Origin of the sequence: Paenisporosarcina macmurdoensis, assembly GCF_042658845.1 — a bacterium.
In the GTDB taxonomy this organism is placed as follows: domain Bacteria; phylum Bacillota; class Bacilli; order Bacillales_A; family Planococcaceae; genus Paenisporosarcina; species Paenisporosarcina macmurdoensis.
Map to the genome: position 1 here is coordinate 15,195 of NZ_JBHSRI010000015.1, position 20,796 is coordinate 35,990.

Here is a 20,796-nt window from a genome sequence, read left to right on the forward strand (position 1 = left end):
AAATGCGTTAATCCTTCTTGGATCAACGCACCCGTTAGTGAAAAGTCAGGTTAAAATTTCCTTTTTAATAAATTCAATAAATTTATTAAGTAGTACATAAGTGAAATTAAAAATGATAGAAGTATAACAATTATTGTACCGAATGTATAAATCGCTGTTTCGGCATAATCACCGCCATCAAACACATTAGAAAATAGAAAAAAGAAAATTACACTAACCATTAAAGTTAAGAAAAATATACTAATATACTTTGACATATTATCCCCCTCCACAATCCAACTTTACCACAATAATCCAGACCATTATTGAACTAACCTGCCGCGTTAGTAAAATAAGTTCAACAAAAAATGCGTTAACCCTTCTAGGATCAACGCACCCTTTAGCTTAATAAGAGTTGAGTTATCTTTTTTGTCCATTCACCATTTTTATCTGCAAGTAAGTTATTCCGCCCCAACTTTCCTGCCTTTATTATAATGGGGATATGTGTAATGGTCTTACAATATATTTACCTTAAGCACAAAAAATAATGGATTTGAACTAACGTAGAACGATAGTTCAATAAAAGACAAGTTTCATCAACAATTATAATCTTTCTATTAACTTTAAATTTATTTAAATAAATCTTTTTAAATATTCGCCAAATATTTTGTTCATAACTTTGGGTGTGTTTTCTAAATAAACATTAATTTGTTCAATGTTCGATTCGAATTTATCAGAGTTTCTTTCATCTGTTGGAAAATCAGATATCCCTTTAATAATAATGCATTCAACATCATTCTTCTTACAGATATAAGCAATTGCACTCGCTTCTGTATCGGCTATTGTTATTTCGTTTTCTATAAGTTCTAAATAGTCCTTCCACATAACTACGGCTTTATCAGCGGTGCCAATTGTTCCAGTATAAAAATCATTTCCATATTTGGATAAATCAATATCTACTATGAAGGATTGTTTAATAAGAGGCTCGATTTCTTTTACTGTGCAATCATATTGAACGGCTTTATCGGGTAAAAAAATATCTAAATTACTGAACTTATCATCTATTCCTGCACAAGTTCCAGCAACGATTACTTTAGTTAAATTAAATTTAGAAATCATATACTGATTACCACCGACACCATTTACTTTTCTTACACCTGTACTATAAAAAATAAGTTCGGTATCATCAATTGTTCTTATGAAATACTCGCCATAAGGATAACCGAAACGTTCATTATCTTTTATGCCGAAATATTCCATTGACGCTTCATATTCCCACTTCGTTGCTATACTTATTCCTACCATCGATTTATCACCCTACAAATATAATTTGTCACTATTGAATGTCTATACACGGTCTGAATTTCATTTTTATCCTATCCTTCTTTACTCTGTTCATCAACAACTGGTTATTAATATGTAAGTACCTTTTTTTCTAACCTGCACCGTTAGTAAAACTTCTCATTATGTCTTTAATTCTATAAAGTTGGCAATAATTCCTTTAATCTTACTTTTTTGGGAGGTATGGAATTGTTACTGTCAAAAGCTTGGGCTTCGTTTGAAGCTGATAAACGTATAGAGGGTTTTTCACCGCAAACATTGAAGGCTTATCAGTTACAGTCTTTGCTATTAATTGGTTACTTTAAGGATGTAGAGATGGAGTTGCTGGATACAAATCAACTGAAAGAATACCTTGCAATATCGGGCAAGAATTTAAAACCAGCCAGTCTTGCACATCGTATCCGCTTTATGAAATCGTTTTTTCGTTGGTCTCATGAAGAGGGTTACCTGAATAAGAATCCAACTTCCAAAATTAAAGAGCCCAAGATAGGTAAGAGGATACCAAAGTATTTAACAGAACGAGAGATTGAACATCTGCGTGAATCCTGTCATTCCCCAATGGAAAAAGCGATTTTCGAATTCATGTTTTCTACAGGTTGTCGAATTGGAGAAATAGTTGCATTAGAAAAGAACCATATTAATTGGTCCAATCAATCCGCGATCGTAAGAGGGAAAGGTGATAAGGAAAGGGAAGTTTATTTTAATATACGATGCGAGATATGGCTTAAACGCTATATCGAAAGCCGTGATGACAATAATACTGCCATCTTTGTGACAGCAAGGCAGCCACATAAAATGAGTGTCGCCCAAATGCGATACATCATAAAGCGAATCTCAAATCGTGCTGAAATCAATAAAGAGATTCATCCACATCAACTTAGGCACAGCTATGCAACTCATTTGTTGAATAATGGAGCTCCTATTGAAGTAATACAAAGTCTGATGGGACATGAGAAAAGTGAGACCACCAGGATATACGCTCAATTAAGCGGAAGGTTAAGGAAAGAGTATTATCAGAAGTACTTTTAAACGTAGAAGGAGCAACGTCTTATAAGACGTAGCTCCATTTGACTAAAGCACCTTTTACTTTATGTGTGACATTTCACAATCTAACTTGTGGTATAAGAAAAGAAAACATTAACTTGGAGAATAGTACAAATAGATTTATTAGAAGGATTTTTACTTTTTAGGTTTAGGTAAGAAATATGAGCTACCACCCATAAAAATCCACCCAATATTGCAAGTAAAGTACCGAATGCTTTAATTTCTAAACCCTATAGCATTCTATTTTCTATATTTCACATTAAATCGATATTACTTAGGATGAAGAGGCTTGATCAGCCTTCACACAATCAATTGCGACAACGAGTGCGATTATGATGGACTCCATCTCTTCATTCAAAATTTGAACCTTGTAACTATCCCCCCAAGTGAACCACTCCTTGCTCACTTGACCGACAACTTCACCGTGCTGTAACACTTGGAAACTCATTTCCCACCAGTTTCCTTGTACATCAATACCTGCCGCATCAATCGTATAGCGTGGTTTAAGAAAGGATAACTCCTTCTTAATCGTTAACACCTCTTGACCATTCACCTCAACAAAAAACTTTGGTAAAAAACTGAACATCTTTTTGGTAATGAGCGCGACTTCTCCTCTGGCTGGATTCATAATGGAGAAAGTCTTTGGGATTTTCATGAAACTACCTTCCACATAATAAACGTCGTTCTCCTGCTCATCTTTTACCGTAAATTTGCCACTCAGACTTAACACTTTTTGCTTTATGTAAAGTTGCTTCATATTCTGCCTCCTTTATTTAGAAGATTAGATTTGACCAGTAGAATTCAAGCAAGACAAAGAATCTAATTACTTTCCTGCTCTTTTGTTGGATTGATATCTATTCATTACTTATATTCAACATATTCAATAGCAATGCCTTCTTTTTTAAAAAGTGTCGCAAAACATTGACTCAGCTCATTATCAAAACATATTTAGGTTATTTGTGATATGTTCCTCCATAAATCCTTTTTAATTGAAGTTGCCACTCGCATAGTAAGTGGTAATGTACGATGGCTCAAGAAATATCCGGGATGTCTACAAAACTATTCCGCAAAAAAAATCCTAGTCAGAGTAATGCATCTGACCAGGATTTTTCCAATTAGTTTGCTAAATCAAAACGATCGGCATTCATCACTTTGTTCCATGCTTGGATGAAATCACGAACGAATTTTTCTTTACTGTCATCTTGTGCGTAAACTTCGGCAATTGCACGAAGAATGGAATTAGAGCCGAATACTAAGTCAAAACGTGTTGCTGTAGGAACTGCTTCCCCAGTCACACGGTTTTTACCTTCGTACTTATTGAAACCTGCTGGCGTCCATTCAATGTTCATATCTAGTAAGTTGACGAAGAAATCATTTGTTAACGCGCCATCCGTAGAGATTCCTTCTTTTGCCCCTTGGTAATTTGCATCTAATGTGCGCATACCGCCAATTAATGCAGTCATTTCTGGCGCTGTTAAGCCAAGTAATTGTGCTTTATCGAGCAACATTTCTTCTGGGCTTGTTGCATATTCTTTCTTTTGATAATTTCGGAAACCGTCTGAAACTGGCTCCAATACATCAAAGCTGTCTGCATCCGTTTGTTCTTCGAGTGCATCTCCGCGACCTTGAGTGAATGGAACGGTCATATCAAAACCAGCTGCTTTTACAGCTTGTTCAAGCGCAACATTTCCTCCAAGCACAATCAAGTCGGCCATACTTACTTTATTCCCAGTAGTTGCTTTCAAGTTTTCAAAGACATTGAGCACGTTTGCTAACTCTTCTGGCTCATTTACTTCCCAGTTACGTTGAGGAGCGAATCGAATACGAGCTCCGTTTGCACCACCACGTTTGTCTGAAACTCGGTATGTGCTAGCAGAAGCCCAAGCTGTTTTCACTAACTGTTGAGAGGTTAATCCGCTTGCCAAAATTTTCGCTTTCAATTCGTTTAATTCCTCAAATGTTAACGTGTTTGTTGCTTTCGGTACTGGATCTTGCCAGATTAATACTTCTTCAGGAACTTCTGGTCCCCAGTAACGCTCTTTTGGTCCCATATCACGGTGGAGAAGTTTGAACCATGCGCGAGCAAATGCATCTGAAAATTCAGCCATATTCTCATAATATCGTCGAGAAATTTTCTCGTACGCCGGATCCATGCGAAGTGCCATGTCTGCAGTTGTCATCATGGTTTTCACTTTAATCGATGCATCTTCTGCATCAGGTGCCATATGACTGTCAGGTAAGTTTTTTGCAGTCCATTGATACGCACCAGCAGGAGACTTCGTTAATTCCCAGTCATATTCAAACAATTGTTCGTAATAGCCATTATCCCATGTTGTTGGGGTAGCAGTCCAAGCTCCTTCAATACCACTTGAAATGGTATCTCGACCTTTTCCTGAACCATACGTACTCTTCCAACCAATTCCTTGGTTTTCTATTACTGATGCTTCTGGATCATCACCTACGTTAGAAGGATCTCCAGCACCATGTGATTTACCAAAAGTATGTCCACCTGCGATCAACGCAACCGTCTCTTCATCATTCATCCCCATACGCGCAAACGTCTCGCGAATATCCACGGCACTTGCAAGAGGGTCTGGTTTACCATTTGGTCCTTCTGGATTCACATAAATCAAGCCCATCTGAACCGCAGCTAGAGGGTTTTCTAAATCGCGATCACCAGAATAACGATTATCTGCTAACCACTCTTTTTCATTCCCCCAATAAACGTCCTCTTCTGGTGCCCAAATGTCTTCACGACCTGCTCCAAATCCAAACGTTTTAAAGCCCATCGACTCAAGTGCTACATTTCCCGTTAACACCAGCAAATCGGCCCAAGAAATTTTGTTTCCATACTTTTTCTTAATTGGCCACAGCAAACGACGTGCCTTATCTAAGTTTACGTTATCTGGCCAACTGTTTAGCGGCGCAAAACGTTGATTTCCAGTAGAACCACCACCACGGCCGTCTGTATTTCGATAAGTACCTGCGGCATGCCATGACATACGGATGAAGAACGGACCATAGTGTCCATAGTCAGCTGGCCACCAGTCTTGACTATTTGTCATTAGATCGCGAAGATCTTGCTTTAATGCATCATAATCTAACTTTGCAAATTCCTTTTTGTAATCAAAATCTTCCCCTAAAGGATTCGATTTCTTATCATGTTGATGCAGAATATTTATATTCATCATATTCGGCCACCAGTCTTTATTTTGCGTACGACCCGGTTTTGTCGAAGTCGTAATCGCACTATCTTTGTGACCGCCTGTTACTGGACATTGTGCATCTCCTGCCGCTGTGTGGCGCTTTTCATCATTGTTATCATGTACATTGTTTTCCATTTCCTAAACCCTCCTAGTGATAATGAAAATAGTAATCTTCTATCTATATTATTGCCGGTGTTTCTAATGACGGATAGTCATTCTTACATTAGAATTATACTAAAGTAGAGATAGTTTGAAAAGTTTTAAGCTGTAAATGTGAGCAATGAATGAATATTATTAAGATTAAAGAAACACCTAGTTCTAGTTTAACTTCGGTACTCCAAGAAATACACCGATAAGGGTTTCATTTTGTGAATTTTCTGTAAATTAAGAACTTTTGATGTATCTGTATAATTACGACTCTCTCAGAAAGAATAAGTACTATAGCCATGAAACCAATAAGTACCTTTAAACTTTTTAAATATACATACTACGCTATTCATTAAGGTAGAACATTCTTATTCATCTCTAATTCCAACTCCCTGGCTAGTAAAATATGTGTTATGTATAAAAAAAAGCATCCAAAGCTACAGTTTAGCTTTGGATACTTCTTTATTATAACAATATTTAAGATGAAGAAAGGAACACAGTCAATTTTAGATGGAGTCAAGTTTTTGAAGGTAATGATTTGTGCTAAGGAATAACTTTTCCAATATATTTAATTGACTGCATTTTGTCTTCATACTAATTTTAGCTGTGTCCCTTAAAATCGTCCTTATAAAATGAATAGATGATGAGTTACTTATCTAGTATTTATCATTTAGATTATGAGTTTCCAAATTATACGCCTTCATAAAAAGTATTCACGGTTCTAATACGTCACTTAAGAAACCCATTAGAAAATTTGGCTTATGTTACGTTAATTTGTCTTTCTTATTCTGCCTTAACGTTGAATGTTACTTCAACATTGTTACGAATCGCATTTGAGAATGGGCAGACTTTGTGACCTTCTTCAACGATCATTTCTGCCGTTTTCTGATCTACGCCTTTAATCGTAATATTCATTTCGATTGAAATGGCATAGCCTTCTGCACCTTTATTTAAAGATACATGAGAAGTAATTTCTGATCCTGCTAATTGAATACGTTTCTGCATTGCCGCAATATTCATTGCAGAATCAAAACATGCTGCATATGCGCCTGCAAATAATTCTTCAGGTGTTGTTTTACCTGCCATATCAACGCCCGGCATTGGCATTCCAAGTTTTAATTCATACGTTCCACTTTCAGAAGCCACACTACCTTGGCGACCTCCTACAGCTGTTGCTGATGATGTAAATAATTTTTGCATAATGTTTCCTCCTTGTAATTATGTTATAATTAAGTTGTGCACAATTTAATTATAGACAATTTAAATTAAATAGCAATTCATATGCTTTTAGGAGGTACTCACGATGAATGCATTACACTTATCTAACCAGCTCTGCTTCCCGTTTTATTCGATTTCAAAAGAGATTACAAAGCGCTATCGGCTGCTTCTTGAACCGCTTCATTTAACCTATCCTCAATATTTAGTGATGCTCGTTATGTGGGAACAGGATCAAATTCCGATGAAAGCAATTGGGACACGGATAAAGTTAGATTCAGGAACGCTCACACCACTCATTAATAAACTTATTACCCTTGGCTACATTGAAAAATCTCGTAATCCGGATGATGAACGTCATCTTGTGATTCAGTTAACTGCTAAGGGACTTGCGTTAGAATTCGAAGCGCAACATATTCCTGAGAAAATAGTTGAAATTCTTGGTATTAGTGAAGAGGAATATGTTCGTTATCAGCAGATGCTAGCTGAGTTCTCTATGAAACTCGGACTAAATGAAGATTCAAGATGTTGATTTTTATATATGGAGAGGAATGAGTACAAATGTCCTTGGGATATTTCTTCTCATCTATACCTTCAACTCTCAATTACAAACAGCACCACCTAATAATCTATCAGGTGATGCTGTCTGTATGTAAATTGAATCAAATTACAACTGTTCTTTTGCAGGAAATTTTACTTTTAAAACTCCCCTGAAACCTCTTGATCCATAGCACTTCTGCTTTTTAGGTGGTTGTTTTCCCATCTCACTTACTTATGATAATGTTCCCCTTTGCAATTAATCTACAGGATCCCTATCATTGGTTTTCTTTTTCAATTTAACGTCCTGCTCTTTCTTAAAATCCGGTTCCTTGCCGAATTCTGTTCTTAAATTTGAATTGGAGACACGTGTAGGTCGGTCGGTAACCGTGTCGACCTCTTCATTTGGCTTAAATAATAGACCGAGACTTACCAGACCACCAATCCCTACAAGACCATAAACCACCCTAGACAAGAATGCATCTTGACCACCAAATAACGTTGCAACTAAATCAAACTGAAATAATCCAATCAAACCCCAGTTAATTGCACCGATAATAACTAGAGCTAGCGCGATCCGTGAGAGCACACTCATACATAAACTCCTCCTTCATTTAAATTTAGATTGAATCTGTAATTACCGTAAGCAGATTTGTACCACGACTATACATAAATCATTCCGATTGCTGAAAAGATATAGACGCAATCCCAAAAATACCGTATCGATAATTGCTTATTGATTCGTACTTATCTTTTGCTAAAACCGCTATTTAATACATATTTATGAAATAAAGACAGGTCTCAAATACATTTACAGCAACAAAAAGCGTAAAGCCCCAGTTTCCACTGGATCCTTACGCTTTTTTTGAGAACTCAAGTAAAATATTCTAACTTCGCATTCGGAAAGTACTTTTCCATATAGCCGTATAGATATGACTTTATTTCATCCTCTTCATCCTTTTGATAAATATACTTACCAATTCCATACTTGCCCCATTTGTAGCGTCTTTTTTCTTCATCTAACTCCAATTTGGTCTTCGGATAATTTTTTTCAATCACTTTTTTCGCGGGCTTTGTAAAGCGGTGTTGAATGAATTCAAATGTAATATCGTCTCTTGCATCTTCCGGCAATTCTGCGTCAAGTCGCTCAAACATGTGGTGATATCCTTCCTCCCAGCCTTCATGAAGGTATATGGGAGCAATGATAAAACCTAGTGGGTAGCCAGCTCTCGCCACTTTCCCTGCAGCCTCGATTCTTTTATTCAGAGGAGAAGTACCGGGCTCAAAATTTTTAATGACATAATCAGCGTTTATGCTGAATCTGAACCGTGTATTGCCATTATGCTTGGCGTCCAGTAAATGGTCGACAAAATGAAATTTGGTCACAAAACGTAGTCTACCTAATTCTGATTGACCCATATGTTCAATTGCTTTTTTTAATGAATGCGTCAAATGGTCAATTCCCACTATATCGGATGTACAGGCAGCTTCGAAACGCGTAATCTCAGGTGCACGTTCTTCGATGTAGCGATCAGCCGCTTCGAAAATCTCTTCCACGTTTACGTAAGTTCGAATATACGGTTTGCTGCCCATCGTCGTTTGCAAATAACAATAATGACAATGCCCCATACACCCTGTCGCAAGAGGGATTGCATATTCGGCTGAAGGCTTGGACGTATCAAATTTTAGCGTTTTTCGAATACCAACAACTAAGGTGGATTTTGCGATACGATACTTTTGAGCGTCCGTTTCACCTGGCAAATCTCGAATTTGATTATGCGATGTCGTAAAGCGCGTTTCAATCCCCATTTCCTCAAACTTTTTCTTCAGTTCTTTTCCAAGAGGGTAATCAAGTGCATGGGGCTCAAAATAGACAAGTTGTGGTGTAAAAGGTTTATTCATGATCAGAACTCCCTAATCCAAAATTAGTATCCATTTGATCACCTTTCTTTTTTTATATAGCTTGTCTTAAAACAGAGAAGTTATGAAAATGATCGTAATTCATTAAGCTTGTCTCTTTTTTAATTTCTTATTATTACTACTCCGTAAAAGTGGGACTAAAGAGAAGATTCCCTTTAGTCCCTTCAGTCTCAATGTTTAGTACACAGCTGCACATACTAGACCTAATTGGACCCCCATTATAGGATTACTTATGGTCTTCTTTAGGTTTGAACGTTTTACAGCACGTATCTGCGGAACGACTTGCTTCTTCACTAATAGTGCTGTAATCAAATTCAGAAGCAAACTCTGTATTTTTTTGTTTTGCGTGGTAATCCATATCTATTTCAATTTTTTCAGCCCCACAAACATTCCCTTTTGAATGGAAATTACAATTTGATACAGTACATTTCACTTCTACATTTGGCATAGCTGTCCTCCTCATTGAGATGTTTTGAGAAATACAGGAAATTACTTCTCATAGAGTATTTTGTCCATTTCAGCGTTTTTAATTTATATAAAAAAGATTAGCTGCAAATTTTAAAAAACCTTCAATCTATAACTAGATCAAAGGTTCTATTCTGTACTTTTTTAATATAACTATAAAAGAACTTGGGAAAAAGCTAGCAAACCAAATAGCATTGATTGGCTGGTTCATGAATCACCAAATCTTTTTCTTACTCCAACAGCTCTTCCGGAAGCAGCTTAAATCCTTCGATCATCGTGTCTTCTTCCACCTCGATCATCAGAAAGCGTTTGCCATTGTAATTGACTTCTTTGACATATCTCAAGTCTTGAGGGCTGATTGAAATATTCGCTACTTTCGTGTTGATTTTGATGGACTTGGACGCGTAACTCGGAATGATATGACTTGCTTTCATTTCATACGTTCTGTCATCAACCACCTGTTGAAAGGCACGCTCCACTTTTTCCGTACTCACATCTTTTACGCCGCTCGCCTTCAGCACACGTTCAACTTCTTTCGCATTCAGAGTAGGCATACTCTCTTCTTCGTCATCATACTCTTCATCCACCACTAACATGCTATTGATTTCATCATATACATTAGCGAGGGTTTTCGAATTTACTTCATCACCGATAACTGCTTTTACAATTTCTTCAAACACCGCTTTGTCTTCCTCGGCCGTCATGATTTCATTGCCGTTCAACACATTCTCGATAAATTGGAAATCAGGTTTATTCGCTTTGCTCGCTGCGTATAGGATGTGATGGATGTCTGCGGCGTTGTCCGTGAAGCTAGGGAACAGAAATCCACCAATTGGAGAGGCCAGTTTAATGACCGGATCTGTCACCAAGCTCGACTTAAACTCTTTCTCTACAAAATCAAACACCAGTGAACTCTTCGGCAATTCGGTTTGATTCATGCTGCAAAGAATAAAAGGCGTGGTATATACTTCATCCCGAACATCTATTTCTGTTTCATCGGGATTGCGTTTCGTCGTTTTATTATAATTTCCGCGAATGAATGTGACGACCATGTCTTTTTCATAATGTTTGTCCTGAACCATTTTCAAGGCCATCTGCTGCATATGCGCTTTCCATTCACTTATATCTTCAGTCTGAAGTCCTTCATATAATAGTCGTTGTGTATGGTCCGTTTGTTCTTCTGCCTGAGGCTGAAACTTCACCTCAAACAGCTTCACATCCAGTTTCCCACCTAAAACCTTTTTAAAATTAGCAAGAAACAGCTCTTGCTGCTCACGGTCCAACAAGGAAAATGAGCGGCTCTCCTCATGAAAGATCTCACTGCTTTCCTGCTGGATGTATACGTTGTAAATATCAGCGATTTTCAATAAATCACCATCTACCTTAAAGTGTTTGCGAATCTCTGCTATATCTTTCTTATTCATCTCTAATTTCAACTCCCTGGCTAGTAAGAACATTTTATATACAAAAAAAGTATCCAAAGCTACAGTCTAGCTTTTGACACTTCTTGATTATAACAATATTTAAGACGAAGAAAGGAACATAGTCAATTTTGGATTGAGTGCCAAACATACTTATGGCCTGAAAAGACTCGTAGATAATTAACGTGGTGGTCGCAGGCATCGACAGGAAAATGACCAATTCCATATTAAGGATTGGTCATTTTTTCTACGTCAATAATTATTTAAAAGTTTCTGCAAAAATTGGCAGAGCAGAATTTATCATTGCATAAACTCCACTCTGCCTTAAATAAACATTTGCCTTTCCTTTTCAAACAACATCTTCAAGTTATAAGTTTGTTGGATTAATATCTCACTTGTATGATTTCGTTTAAAAACTTCACTTACTTAAGATAAGGTTCTCTTCAACTAATATAGATCTGTAGTAACTTGTTAAACATTTCTATACCTAGACTACAATTGTTTTTATTTCCGCCAAAACGTTGAACAGTCTGCCTTATCCAACATATTAAAGTCGATCATTTTCTCAAGTAATGAGTAATCCACCGGACTATCCCACTTGATAAGTACCAATTGCTTGGTGTGATCATAGCCAGCCTGCACAATTTCATCGGAGAAATGAGTAATTCCTGCCAATTCAGGGGCAACAGCCAAATGATGTTTGGCTACGCTAAAGCCAATAATATATGTGCCGTGATCGGTAAACATAGGCTGATTCCACGCTATTTTCGGCATTAAATTTGGAAATCTCTTCGTTATCCAAATTAAAACTTCTTCCGTTCGGTCCCGATGTTGCGGGTTATCAATTTTCGCTAAAAATTCTGCAAAAACTTCCATGTTGTTTCCTCCCAAAATACAAGATATCTCGTTCAGCAAAATCCTGAGTGTTCATTTATCCATAATCGAATTTGCTGACTCTCCAGTAAATTACTCTTTTTATCCTGTATAGCTGACTTTTCCAGTCTCAACTAATTCCTTAAGTCCCATGAACATTAGATTCCAACCATCTTCAGATCCCTCGTGAGACTCTTTAATGGCATTTTCGATATCATCTTTTGTCCAGTTTTTTTCGTGGGGAACGACGATATGTTGTGAAAATGTCATTTCACAGGCTGCTTGACGTTCTTTTAACTCAACTGTAATCGTATCTTCTAAGTCGCTAAACTGTGGCATTTTGAAAGTAAATACTAACTTTTTTAAAGGGTCAATTTCTAGGTACTCTCCTATCGCACGATATTCTGTTCCATATCGTTGGTCAATAATTTCCCAAGCACCTCCCACATGAGGATTACTTTGTGCCACCTTATTTGTTCCTTCTAAAGTAAAGAACCACTTTCTCATCATCTCAGGGTTCAGCCAGGCATCAAAAACTCTTTCTGATGCTACATCAAAATTTCTTGTCATGGTTAAAGTGGTGGTTGAAAATTTGTTCATGTTAAGTCTCCTTTTTGGCATTTAGTTTTCGTTCCTTTTGCGTTCAATCAATAAGTTCAAAACGATTACTCCAAAATTCTCATAAATGGTAGCCATTGTGTCGTATGTGATCATGATTCTACACTTAAGGGACATCGATGAGTCCTTCCAATTATGACCTTCTCGACTCTACCAGCAAACTGACCCCTACATTTTAAGCTAAACTGATACTTTTAAATATGCCAGTTCTTTGCTAATGTTAGCAGAGATTTTAAAAAGTAAGGATGGTTTTGACTATGCAAAAAACTCAAAGTTACTCTAGTTCACGCACTAATACGTTTAATTTAATTCTAACATCGATGTTAATTGCACTCGTATTCGTTGCTACACTATTATTAAACATCAAACTGCCGATTACGGCAAATGGCGGTTTAGTTCATCTTGGAACGGCTATGCTCTTTATTGCCTCCATCTTATTTGGTCCTAAAAAAGCAGCCATCGCTGGTGCTGTTGGGATGGGGTTATTCGACTTAGTCGCTGGTTGGACATTGTGGGCACCCTTCACTATTGTAGCTCGCGGTTTACAAGGATACATAGTTGGAAAAATTGCTTGGTCCAATGGCCGGAATGGTAGCAGTATTGCTTTCAATATAATCGCTACTATCAGCTCTATTCCTGTGATGTTAGCAGTTTATTACCTTTGTGAAGGTATTCTATATAATAACTGGATTGCACCAATGGCCTCTATTCCTGGAAACATCGTTCAAAATGTTGTCGGGATCCTGGTAGCCATTCCTGTTGCTATTGCACTGAAAAAGATTTCTTATTTTAAATAGGTAGTAACGAACAACCATTTGATATAAGGAAGGAGAAAGCTTGAATTTTAAGCTTTCTCCTTTTTTTGTTTTCAATATTCGAATTTAGTTATTTTGTTCAAGGCATTGATAAACAGACATCATATCTCTTTTGTCCAACTCACGAATCCGATTGAACATCGGAATATCTACAACCATATCCGTAAGTAAGCTTTCATCAACAACATGACCTACTTTACCTGTTAACCAGGTTTGCACATCGATGCCCTCGACGATTTCTTTACGCCCTTCATCATTGATACCACTGGCATAACAACTCACACATGGCACCGATAATTTTTGTACGCCATCATGTAGACCATCTTCCGAAATAACTTTCTTCCCTTTACAGAATGGACAAGGATGACTTGCTTTCACTTTATTGATTAGGGTAACAATTTTTTTGTAACCAAATGCTTCATAAACATAAGTAAGCTTTTTGTATTTTCCATTAGTGAAATACTTTTCAATAATGGCTTCTCTCGTCTCAGTAATATTGGCAAAATCACAGATTGTGATCTGATTTTTGCTACTTATGGCTTCGATTTCTCCTTGAATATTGTCCAAGAATGGATAAACATTTTGCAACACCATTTCATAGCCTACAAAGCTTGCTTGTTGAAGTTCAAACATTTTGAGTGCTACTTGTATTTTCCTAGGAAGCAAGGAAACATCTTCTGTTAGTGCCATATCTCCGCCAACAATCGCTTTTAGTTTTTCCAGTTGTGGTAATTTCCCAACTGATTTAATGACTTGATCTATCGGTTGATGAATGATTTCGCGAATGTCTACGTTACCAAATATGAGTTTTTTACGATGATTTAGGATCGTTCCTTCGCAAACTGGACAGCTAATCATTTCTTTTGATGCTTTCATATGATCTTTAATGATTGATTTCGAAATAAACATATAACGCCCAATGATTAAATTAAAGCCTTCCCATGTTCTTCTCGCCTTACCTGCTTTATCGTAAAATGACTTGTCCCAATAGCCGTATAAGAAGGTTTGCATTTCTTCTTCTGTCATGTCGTTATAGCTTTTACTAATGTCTTGACCAAGCTCATTTTTTATCTCATCAAATAAGAATTGTAATTTTGGATATTGATAATATTTTAGTACTTCCATTACGTCTGGATGCAGGAAGCCCTCCCAGAATGGTACTGTTTTGTCTTGAATGACAACATCAAAATCAAATTTCTCTATGACACGACGTCCAGAACAACACGGACAATGGTTTTCTTGATAATAGAAATCGAAGCTTCTTGTATCTTTATTCGTCGGATGAGCAGCCACAATATGGTTGATTACCCCTCCTATTTCATAGAGAAATGTAAATTGACTATACAAGTGTCTTTCGAGATCAATGGCGATCACGGGTGCGATGGTGTCAGATTCGTATTCTCCATAAATCAAACGAGCCATTGGTGATAAACTTTTTAAAATGCCGCCCTTATAAACGTTTTCTGCCTTTTTAAAATAATTCAGATGATTTTCTTCTAAGTAGTGAACACCCTTTTGTTGTTTGAGTGTTGAAGAAATTTGCAAAGGAGCAACTTTATCTCCACTATCTTTTTGACGATAATAATCTTCATGACTGACCACTTCAAGATGTTGAACAGGTGCAAGTTGTCTTTTACCAAAATCAACGATGAAATCAGAGCTTCTCAGCATATAGTCATTATGTTCAATCATCAAGATGGAGACAGAGTCATTCTCTAGAATAACCCTCACACTATCAATAAATTGGTTTAAAATATTTTGCGATAACCCTTTTGAAGGCTCGTCAAAAATAAATAGTGTATGTGGATTTTTGGCGTTCGAAAACAACTCAGAAACTAAATGAACACATTGAAATTCACCCGTTGATAAGGTTTGGGTTTTTCTTTCTAACGTCAAATAACCAAGTCCAAGTTTAATTAATAAACTCAAGCGTTTATGAGCGATATCTTCATTTGGAAGTTCAACAATGATATCTTCAATCGAGCGTTGAAAAATATCATCGATCTCCTCACTATATTTTGTCAGTTTCTTTTTAATATCAAGAAATGTAGCAACGGTCGACCGGCTGGTAATCGAATGGTTTCGATCTTGCCCAACCATAACTAATTTATCTTTTGGATATCGTTTCAAAAAATCTTTGGTTATACACTCACTAACAAGAGTAGATTTACCACAACCAGACTCACCAGTAAAAGTGACTAGTCTATTTTTAGGAATCTTAATTTCTGCCATTTGAATATTACGACAGTAGAGTTCCTTAAATTGATAGTATTCTGTCAGTATTGCTTGATTTCGATCCCAGATAATTGGTTTTGGACGTGGTGATTCTTCCACGATCTTCCCACCATACTTACCACTTCCAGGTCCAAAGAACAATTGCTCATCAGTTGTATCGAGCACCGTATCAGAATGATCAATTAGCCAAATTTGATTCTTATATCCTAATTGTTTAATCTGTTCTAAAATTTTCAATAATGTTTCATGATCAAGACCAACGGAGATTTCATCAATAATAATAACGGTGTTTTCACTCGCAGCCATGAATTCTGCCAAGAAAAGTCGAGTTAATTCCCCACCTGACAAAGTTCCCATAATTCGATTGATCGATAAATAACCAATATTCATATTGATAATATTTTGGAGCATATGTTGCTTTTCTTCACTTATATGTAATGTTTCAGCTAATGACAAAATGGATTCGATGCTTAAGTCATTAATATCAGAAATACTATATGGTTTTTCAAATAATTCAATCGTGTATTGCTCAACCTCTTCATTAAATCGTTGACCCTTACACTTTTTACATTCCACGTTCTTTGTAGTACCCCGCCCTTTACAATCCGGACACCATCCTAATCCATTATTAAAAGAAAAAACTTCTGGAGATAGATCAAAATTTTCAGCTAGACACACACGAACCTCTTTAAAAATGCCAGTATGCGTGCCGATGGTAGACCGTGGATTAGAAGAAATCGAAGCTTTTCCTAGAAAAAGCACTAAAGGCATGTCCTCCATTTTGATCGCACTAAAATTCGTTTCCATGATATTAGAAAACAAATACTGGTATTCAGCCTTAGGCAACAAAGAAACAAGGCGCTTTTTAGACTCTTCACCAATGGTTTGAGAAAAAGTAGTTTTACCAGACCCAGATAAACCTGCAATACCTAGCGATTGATTTTCAGGTAGAACCGCATCTAATTGGTTAATATTATTGGCAATTAATCGATTTATTTTCATATGTACTCCTCTCTATTCACCTAAACTCAGTCTTTCTCGTTCGCACAGTTTATAAATATCCTACCATTTGTGGATCATTATTATTAAGTTTTCCTGTAAATATGGGAAGAAAACTTCACTTGAATTGTGCAGAAGATATGCAGAAATTAATTTTCCAGATTAATGAAATCGTTGTTCATTCAGCATGCTGACCTTACGAAGGAAGATTTAAAAACTTAGGAAAGGTACTTTCTATGGACTTTGCATCGAAAAGAGGCTATCTAATAAGTCCCTAATATAAAATAAGTGGAGAAATATGATGCTAATAGGTTCTAATTTCAAGAAGGTTAATTGGATATTTATGTTAAAATAAAAGAGAACTTATTGAACTCACATGAAAATTCAAATCCTACATACATTTTCATCAACTTCAGTGCAGTGCTGATTTTGCGATGAATGGGTGGCTAAGGAGGCAGGTTAGTGAAATATTTAAACATATTCCAGTAAATAAAAATGGAGGAGATATCTATGGATAAAAGGATTTTCTATCTCATACTTCAAATTATAAGTATTATCGGAACGTTACTATTTACCTATTATTTTGTTTGGAGTGAACAATGGGTACATTTTATGATATGGACAGTTATGGTAATATCCATAATACTTCTAGGTATTTTATTAACTAAAAAATTTAAACGAGATAATAGTATTAATAATAGATAAAGACTTTTTTCACTAACGACGCAATTTACTTCAAGAAGGAGTAAATCCTTTTCCATTGAACCAACGCAGCAGTTTAGTTGAATAAAAAAAGGGGGATTTAAATGGTTTTTGGAATATTGATGATAATTTTTGGGTTTAGCCATCTAATGAAGAGTGACTATTTCTTACCCCAAAAAACAAGAATTCTTTTAGGTGAGGAAAAGTTTCAACCTTATCAGAAAGGGTTAGTTTTTCCAAACTTATTTACAGGAACATTAATAATTTGTATGACAATAGTTGAAAAATTAGAAATTCTACAAACACCAACATTTTTCGCTTTATATATTATCTTAGCCATTATTCCTATTATATTATTTATAGCAAACAATAATATAAACACTGGTCGATATTGGTTTTGGGTAAATGACTTTAAGTAAAGTGGTAACTTAAAATACCTCTTCTTCTTCCACTAACGGGTGCTTTACTTCAACACGGAGAAAAGTCTATTTCCATCTTCAACTAAAGCAGCTGGAAAGTTGAAGATGGAATATTGGTTTTTAATGATGAAATTCTTATAATGAGATTGATAAACGATAGGAGGAATTCACTTGAAAAACAAATTAAGAAAATCATCATCCGATAAGTCTCTAGCTGGAGTTTGTGGTGGTCTTGCTGAATATTTCGGTATATCTTCTTTTGCAGTTAGATTAATATTTATTCTTTTACCTGCTAATATAATTATTTATTTAATTCTTGTTAATACGATGTCTGATAGCCCTCGGACTTTATACTAACAGCTGCTTTACTTCGATAAGGAGTTAAGCCTTTTTTCTTATTTCATTAACCCGGCAGGTTAGTGAAATTAAACATTAGAATTTTAGGGGGATTTTTATGGAATTTAATATGCTTATTGTAATATTTAGCGTAGTTTCTATTGGTGCATTATTAGCTCTTTATGGAATTATAGAAGCAGCAGTCAGAAGTGGTATTAACAGTTCAATAGTTGGGCAATTTCTTGAAAAAAAGAATGGAACTGAAGAAGATAAAAAATCTTTTCTAGATGATGATTTAGATAACAGGAATTAAAAGTGCTTTAGTTCAAGAATGCCCTATAAGTAAAAGACTTAGAGACATACGTCTCCAAGCCTTTTTTGTGTGCTAATTTACCTTCCAAAGAGCTTGTACTGTTAATTCGATGTTTATACTTCAGAAGAGAAAACCCGTTGAGAAATATGAGTATTTTTTTTGCGCCTCCGTTTGAACAACCAGTTTTAATTGTCTGTTCTGCCATGAAGAACTTATGGTTGATTGGAGTGAAGGGCGGCGACTCCAGCGGGAAAAGTGTGTCCAGGTGTGACCCCACAGAGAGCGAAAGCGAACGAGGAGGCACACGGACCACCCCGCGGAAAGCGTCCGCCCGTAACGGAAATCACAGAATCTCTGTTTTAGAATCTTCTTGTTTACATCCGGTTTTATGAGTTATGAAATTGACTCACTAAAATAAAAAGGGAACTGCCCTTAGTCATATCATGACTTTTAGGACAGCTCCGCATATCTTTTATTCAGTTTTTGTCTTGTCAATTTCATCATCTTTATTAATCTCTGTTGGAATCGGTGTAACTATGTCAGAAGAATCCATATTGATCGTTTCTTTTTCACTTAGACCAAGAATTTCATTTGATGAAGTATTAGTTTCTTGTAGAAGCTCAGGATTTTCCATAAGTGACACACCATATGAAGGAATCATTTCTTTAATTTTTGGTTCCCACTCTTCCATATGTTGAGGGAAGCATTTATTAAGAACCTCAAGCATCACGTGAACAGCAGTAGATGCACCCGGAGAAGCTCCTAGTAAGGCAGCAATCGAGCCATCTGCGGCACTAACAACTTCGGTTCCAAATTGAAGAGTTCCTTTGCCTTCAGGAGTATCTTTGATAACTTGTACACGTTGACCAGCTACTACTAAGTCCCAATCCTCGCTCTGGGCATTCGGGATAAAATCTCGTAATTCTTCCAGGCGCTGTTCTTTCGTTAACAGGACTTGTTGGATCAAATATTTTGTCAGTGACATCTCTTTTGCACCTGCCGCCAACATGGTTAAGACATTATTCGGTTTAACGGAGGTCACTAGATCGAACATTGATCCTGTTTTTAAGAACTTCGGTGAGAAACCGGCAAATGGTCCAAATAGCAACGCTCTTTTATTGTCGATATAACGAGTATCAAGATGCGGAACAGACATTGGTGGAGCACCAACTTTAGCTTTTCCGTATATTTTTGCATTATTTTGAGCAATAACAGCTGGATTATTACATACCATGAAAATCCCGCTTACTGGGAATCCACCAATTTGTTTCCCTTCAGGAATACCAGACTTTTGCAGTAAATGGACACTTCCGCCTCCGCCTCCGATAAAGACGAATTTTGCACGATGGTGTTCCACGATACCGCTATAAACATTACGCACTTTTAATGACCATGAGCTATCGCCGTTCTGGTACAGATTATCAACATTTCGGTTATAGTTGATACTGACATTCTTATTTTGTAAGTGGTCAAACAGCATGCGCGTTAAAGCACCGAAGTTGACGTCCGTTCCAGAGTCAATTTTGGTTGCCGCTATCACTTCATCCGCAGGGCGGTCTTGCATAATAAGCGGAATCCATTCCATTAGTTTTGCTGGGTCATCTGAAAATTCCATTCCTTGGAACAGAGGATTTTTTGATAGGGCTTCAAAACGTTTCTTTAAGAACTCCACATTTTGTTCCCCTTGAACCATACTCATATGAGGCAATGGCATGATAAAATCTTCAGGATTATTTATCAGCCCATTTTTTATTAGATGTGCCCAAAACTGAGTTGACAGCCGAAACTGTTCATTAATTTTTATCGCTTTGCTAATATCTATAGATCCGTCTGATTGTTCAGTTGTGTAGTTTAGCTCACACAGTGCCGCATGCCCTGTTCCGGCATTATTCCATTCGTTAGAGCTTTCTTCTCCTGCATTGTCGAGCTTCTCAAACACTTTAATGTTCCATTCCGGGTTTAATTCTTTCAGAAGTGTCCCTAAAGTCGCACTCATAATTCCGGCACCAATCAAGATGACGTCTGTATTAGTTTCTACATTACTCATTTTTACCATCCTTTTACCCTAAAATTGCAGAAAGGATCTAAGCACTCCTGCTTTGAAGTCACATACCTTTTCTGATTCAATTATATCCCTATCACAGTGTAATACAATTAATAAAGATTAAAATATAAAAGAACTTTCTGTCATGTGAAGTTGATTTTAATTCT

Annotated in this window: 18 protein-coding genes; 6 read left to right on the forward strand and 12 right to left on the reverse strand. The window is 36.6% G+C overall.

What is annotated here, in order from left to right; all coding sequences use genetic code 11:
* Positions 1-612: 612 nt before the first annotated feature.
* A complete protein-coding gene (locus tag ACFPYN_RS09565; RefSeq protein WP_377733797.1) occupies positions 613-1,284 on the reverse strand; it encodes a 5'-methylthioadenosine/S-adenosylhomocysteine nucleosidase family protein in 672 nt (223 codons plus the stop codon).
* A gap of 225 nt (positions 1,285-1,509) precedes the next feature.
* Between ACFPYN_RS09565 and xerA the strand changes: the two genes are divergently transcribed.
* On the forward strand, positions 1,510-2,349 hold the full coding sequence (gene xerA, locus ACFPYN_RS09570; RefSeq protein ID WP_377733798.1) for a site-specific tyrosine recombinase/integron integrase: 840 nt from the start codon (positions 1,510-1,512) through the stop codon (positions 2,347-2,349).
* A gap of 289 nt (positions 2,350-2,638) precedes the next feature.
* Here the strand turns inward: xerA and ACFPYN_RS09575 are convergent, their stop codons facing one another.
* The 3 genes from ACFPYN_RS09575 to ACFPYN_RS09585 form a co-directional block, all read right to left on the reverse strand.
* The gene (locus ACFPYN_RS09575; protein ID WP_377733799.1) at positions 2,639-3,121 is read right to left on the reverse strand and encodes an LURP-one-related/scramblase family protein; all 483 of its coding nucleotides are present in this window, start codon (positions 3,119-3,121) and stop codon (positions 2,639-2,641) included.
* A gap of 358 nt (positions 3,122-3,479) precedes the next feature.
* Complete coding sequence (katG, locus tag ACFPYN_RS09580) at positions 3,480-5,705, reverse strand: catalase/peroxidase HPI (RefSeq protein ID WP_377733800.1); 2,226 nt, start codon at positions 5,703-5,705, stop codon at positions 3,480-3,482.
* Between the two features lie 795 nt (positions 5,706-6,500).
* The gene (locus ACFPYN_RS09585; protein ID WP_377733802.1) at positions 6,501-6,917 is read right to left on the reverse strand and encodes an Ohr family peroxiredoxin; all 417 of its coding nucleotides are present in this window, start codon (positions 6,915-6,917) and stop codon (positions 6,501-6,503) included.
* 103 nt (positions 6,918-7,020) lie between these two features.
* On the opposite strand from ACFPYN_RS09585, the gene ACFPYN_RS09590 reads away from it, so the two are divergent.
* Complete coding sequence (locus ACFPYN_RS09590; protein WP_377733803.1) at positions 7,021-7,464, forward strand: MarR family winged helix-turn-helix transcriptional regulator; 444 nt, start codon at positions 7,021-7,023, stop codon at positions 7,462-7,464.
* 264 nt (positions 7,465-7,728) lie between these two features.
* On the opposite strand, the gene ACFPYN_RS09595 is transcribed toward ACFPYN_RS09590, so the two are convergent.
* The 6 genes from ACFPYN_RS09595 to ACFPYN_RS09620 all read right to left on the reverse strand — a co-directional run bounded on the left by ACFPYN_RS09595 (position 7,729) and on the right by ACFPYN_RS09620 (position 12,748).
* Positions 7,729-8,064 (reverse strand): DUF378 domain-containing protein, encoded by a 336-nt coding sequence (locus ACFPYN_RS09595; protein ID WP_377733805.1) that lies wholly within the window; start codon positions 8,062-8,064, stop codon positions 7,729-7,731.
* Between the two features lie 278 nt (positions 8,065-8,342).
* Positions 8,343-9,371, reverse strand: coding sequence for a spore photoproduct lyase (gene splB / locus ACFPYN_RS09600; protein WP_377733806.1), 1,029 nt, complete (start codon positions 9,369-9,371; stop codon positions 8,343-8,345).
* 244 nt (positions 9,372-9,615) lie between these two features.
* On the reverse strand, positions 9,616-9,837 hold the full coding sequence (locus tag ACFPYN_RS09605) for a DUF1540 domain-containing protein (RefSeq protein ID WP_377733808.1): 222 nt from the start codon (positions 9,835-9,837) through the stop codon (positions 9,616-9,618).
* 247 nt (positions 9,838-10,084) lie between these two features.
* Positions 10,085-11,278, reverse strand: coding sequence for a DUF4317 domain-containing protein (locus ACFPYN_RS09610; RefSeq protein ID WP_377733809.1), 1,194 nt, complete (start codon positions 11,276-11,278; stop codon positions 10,085-10,087).
* A gap of 501 nt (positions 11,279-11,779) precedes the next feature.
* On the reverse strand, positions 11,780-12,151 hold the full coding sequence (locus ACFPYN_RS09615; protein WP_377733810.1) for an iron chaperone: 372 nt from the start codon (positions 12,149-12,151) through the stop codon (positions 11,780-11,782).
* Positions 12,152-12,250: 99 nt separating this feature from the next.
* A complete protein-coding gene (locus tag ACFPYN_RS09620) occupies positions 12,251-12,748 on the reverse strand; it encodes an SRPBCC family protein (protein WP_377733811.1) in 498 nt (165 codons plus the stop codon).
* Positions 12,749-13,023: 275 nt separating this feature from the next.
* Between ACFPYN_RS09620 and ACFPYN_RS09625 the strand changes: the two genes are divergently transcribed.
* Positions 13,024-13,563, forward strand: coding sequence for an ECF transporter S component (locus tag ACFPYN_RS09625; RefSeq protein ID WP_377733812.1), 540 nt, complete (start codon positions 13,024-13,026; stop codon positions 13,561-13,563).
* An 84-nt stretch (positions 13,564-13,647) separates the two neighbouring features.
* Here the strand turns inward: ACFPYN_RS09625 and ACFPYN_RS09630 are convergent, their stop codons facing one another.
* Positions 13,648-16,818 (reverse strand): ATP-binding cassette domain-containing protein, encoded by a 3,171-nt coding sequence (locus ACFPYN_RS09630; RefSeq protein ID WP_377733814.1) that lies wholly within the window; start codon positions 16,816-16,818, stop codon positions 13,648-13,650.
* Between the two features lie 803 nt (positions 16,819-17,621).
* Between ACFPYN_RS09630 and ACFPYN_RS09635 the strand changes: the two genes are divergently transcribed.
* From ACFPYN_RS09635 to ACFPYN_RS09645, 3 genes are all read left to right on the forward strand, one after another.
* On the forward strand, positions 17,622-17,936 hold the full coding sequence (locus ACFPYN_RS09635; protein WP_377733815.1) for a hypothetical protein: 315 nt from the start codon (positions 17,622-17,624) through the stop codon (positions 17,934-17,936).
* A gap of 171 nt (positions 17,937-18,107) precedes the next feature.
* On the forward strand, positions 18,108-18,293 hold the full coding sequence (locus ACFPYN_RS09640; protein WP_377733816.1) for a PspC domain-containing protein: 186 nt from the start codon (positions 18,108-18,110) through the stop codon (positions 18,291-18,293).
* Between the two features lie 97 nt (positions 18,294-18,390).
* Positions 18,391-18,585 carry a hypothetical protein gene (locus ACFPYN_RS09645; RefSeq protein WP_377733818.1) on the forward strand — a complete coding sequence of 65 codons (195 nt, stop codon included), beginning with the start codon at positions 18,391-18,393 and terminating at the stop codon, positions 18,583-18,585.
* A 472-nt stretch (positions 18,586-19,057) separates the two neighbouring features.
* Here ACFPYN_RS09645 and ACFPYN_RS09650 read toward each other — a convergent pair whose 3' ends face one another.
* Positions 19,058-20,632: a malate:quinone oxidoreductase gene (locus ACFPYN_RS09650; RefSeq protein ID WP_377733819.1), complete on the reverse strand. Its 1,575-nt coding sequence runs from the start codon at positions 20,630-20,632 to the stop codon at positions 19,058-19,060.
* Between the last annotated feature and the right edge of the window lie 164 nt (positions 20,633-20,796).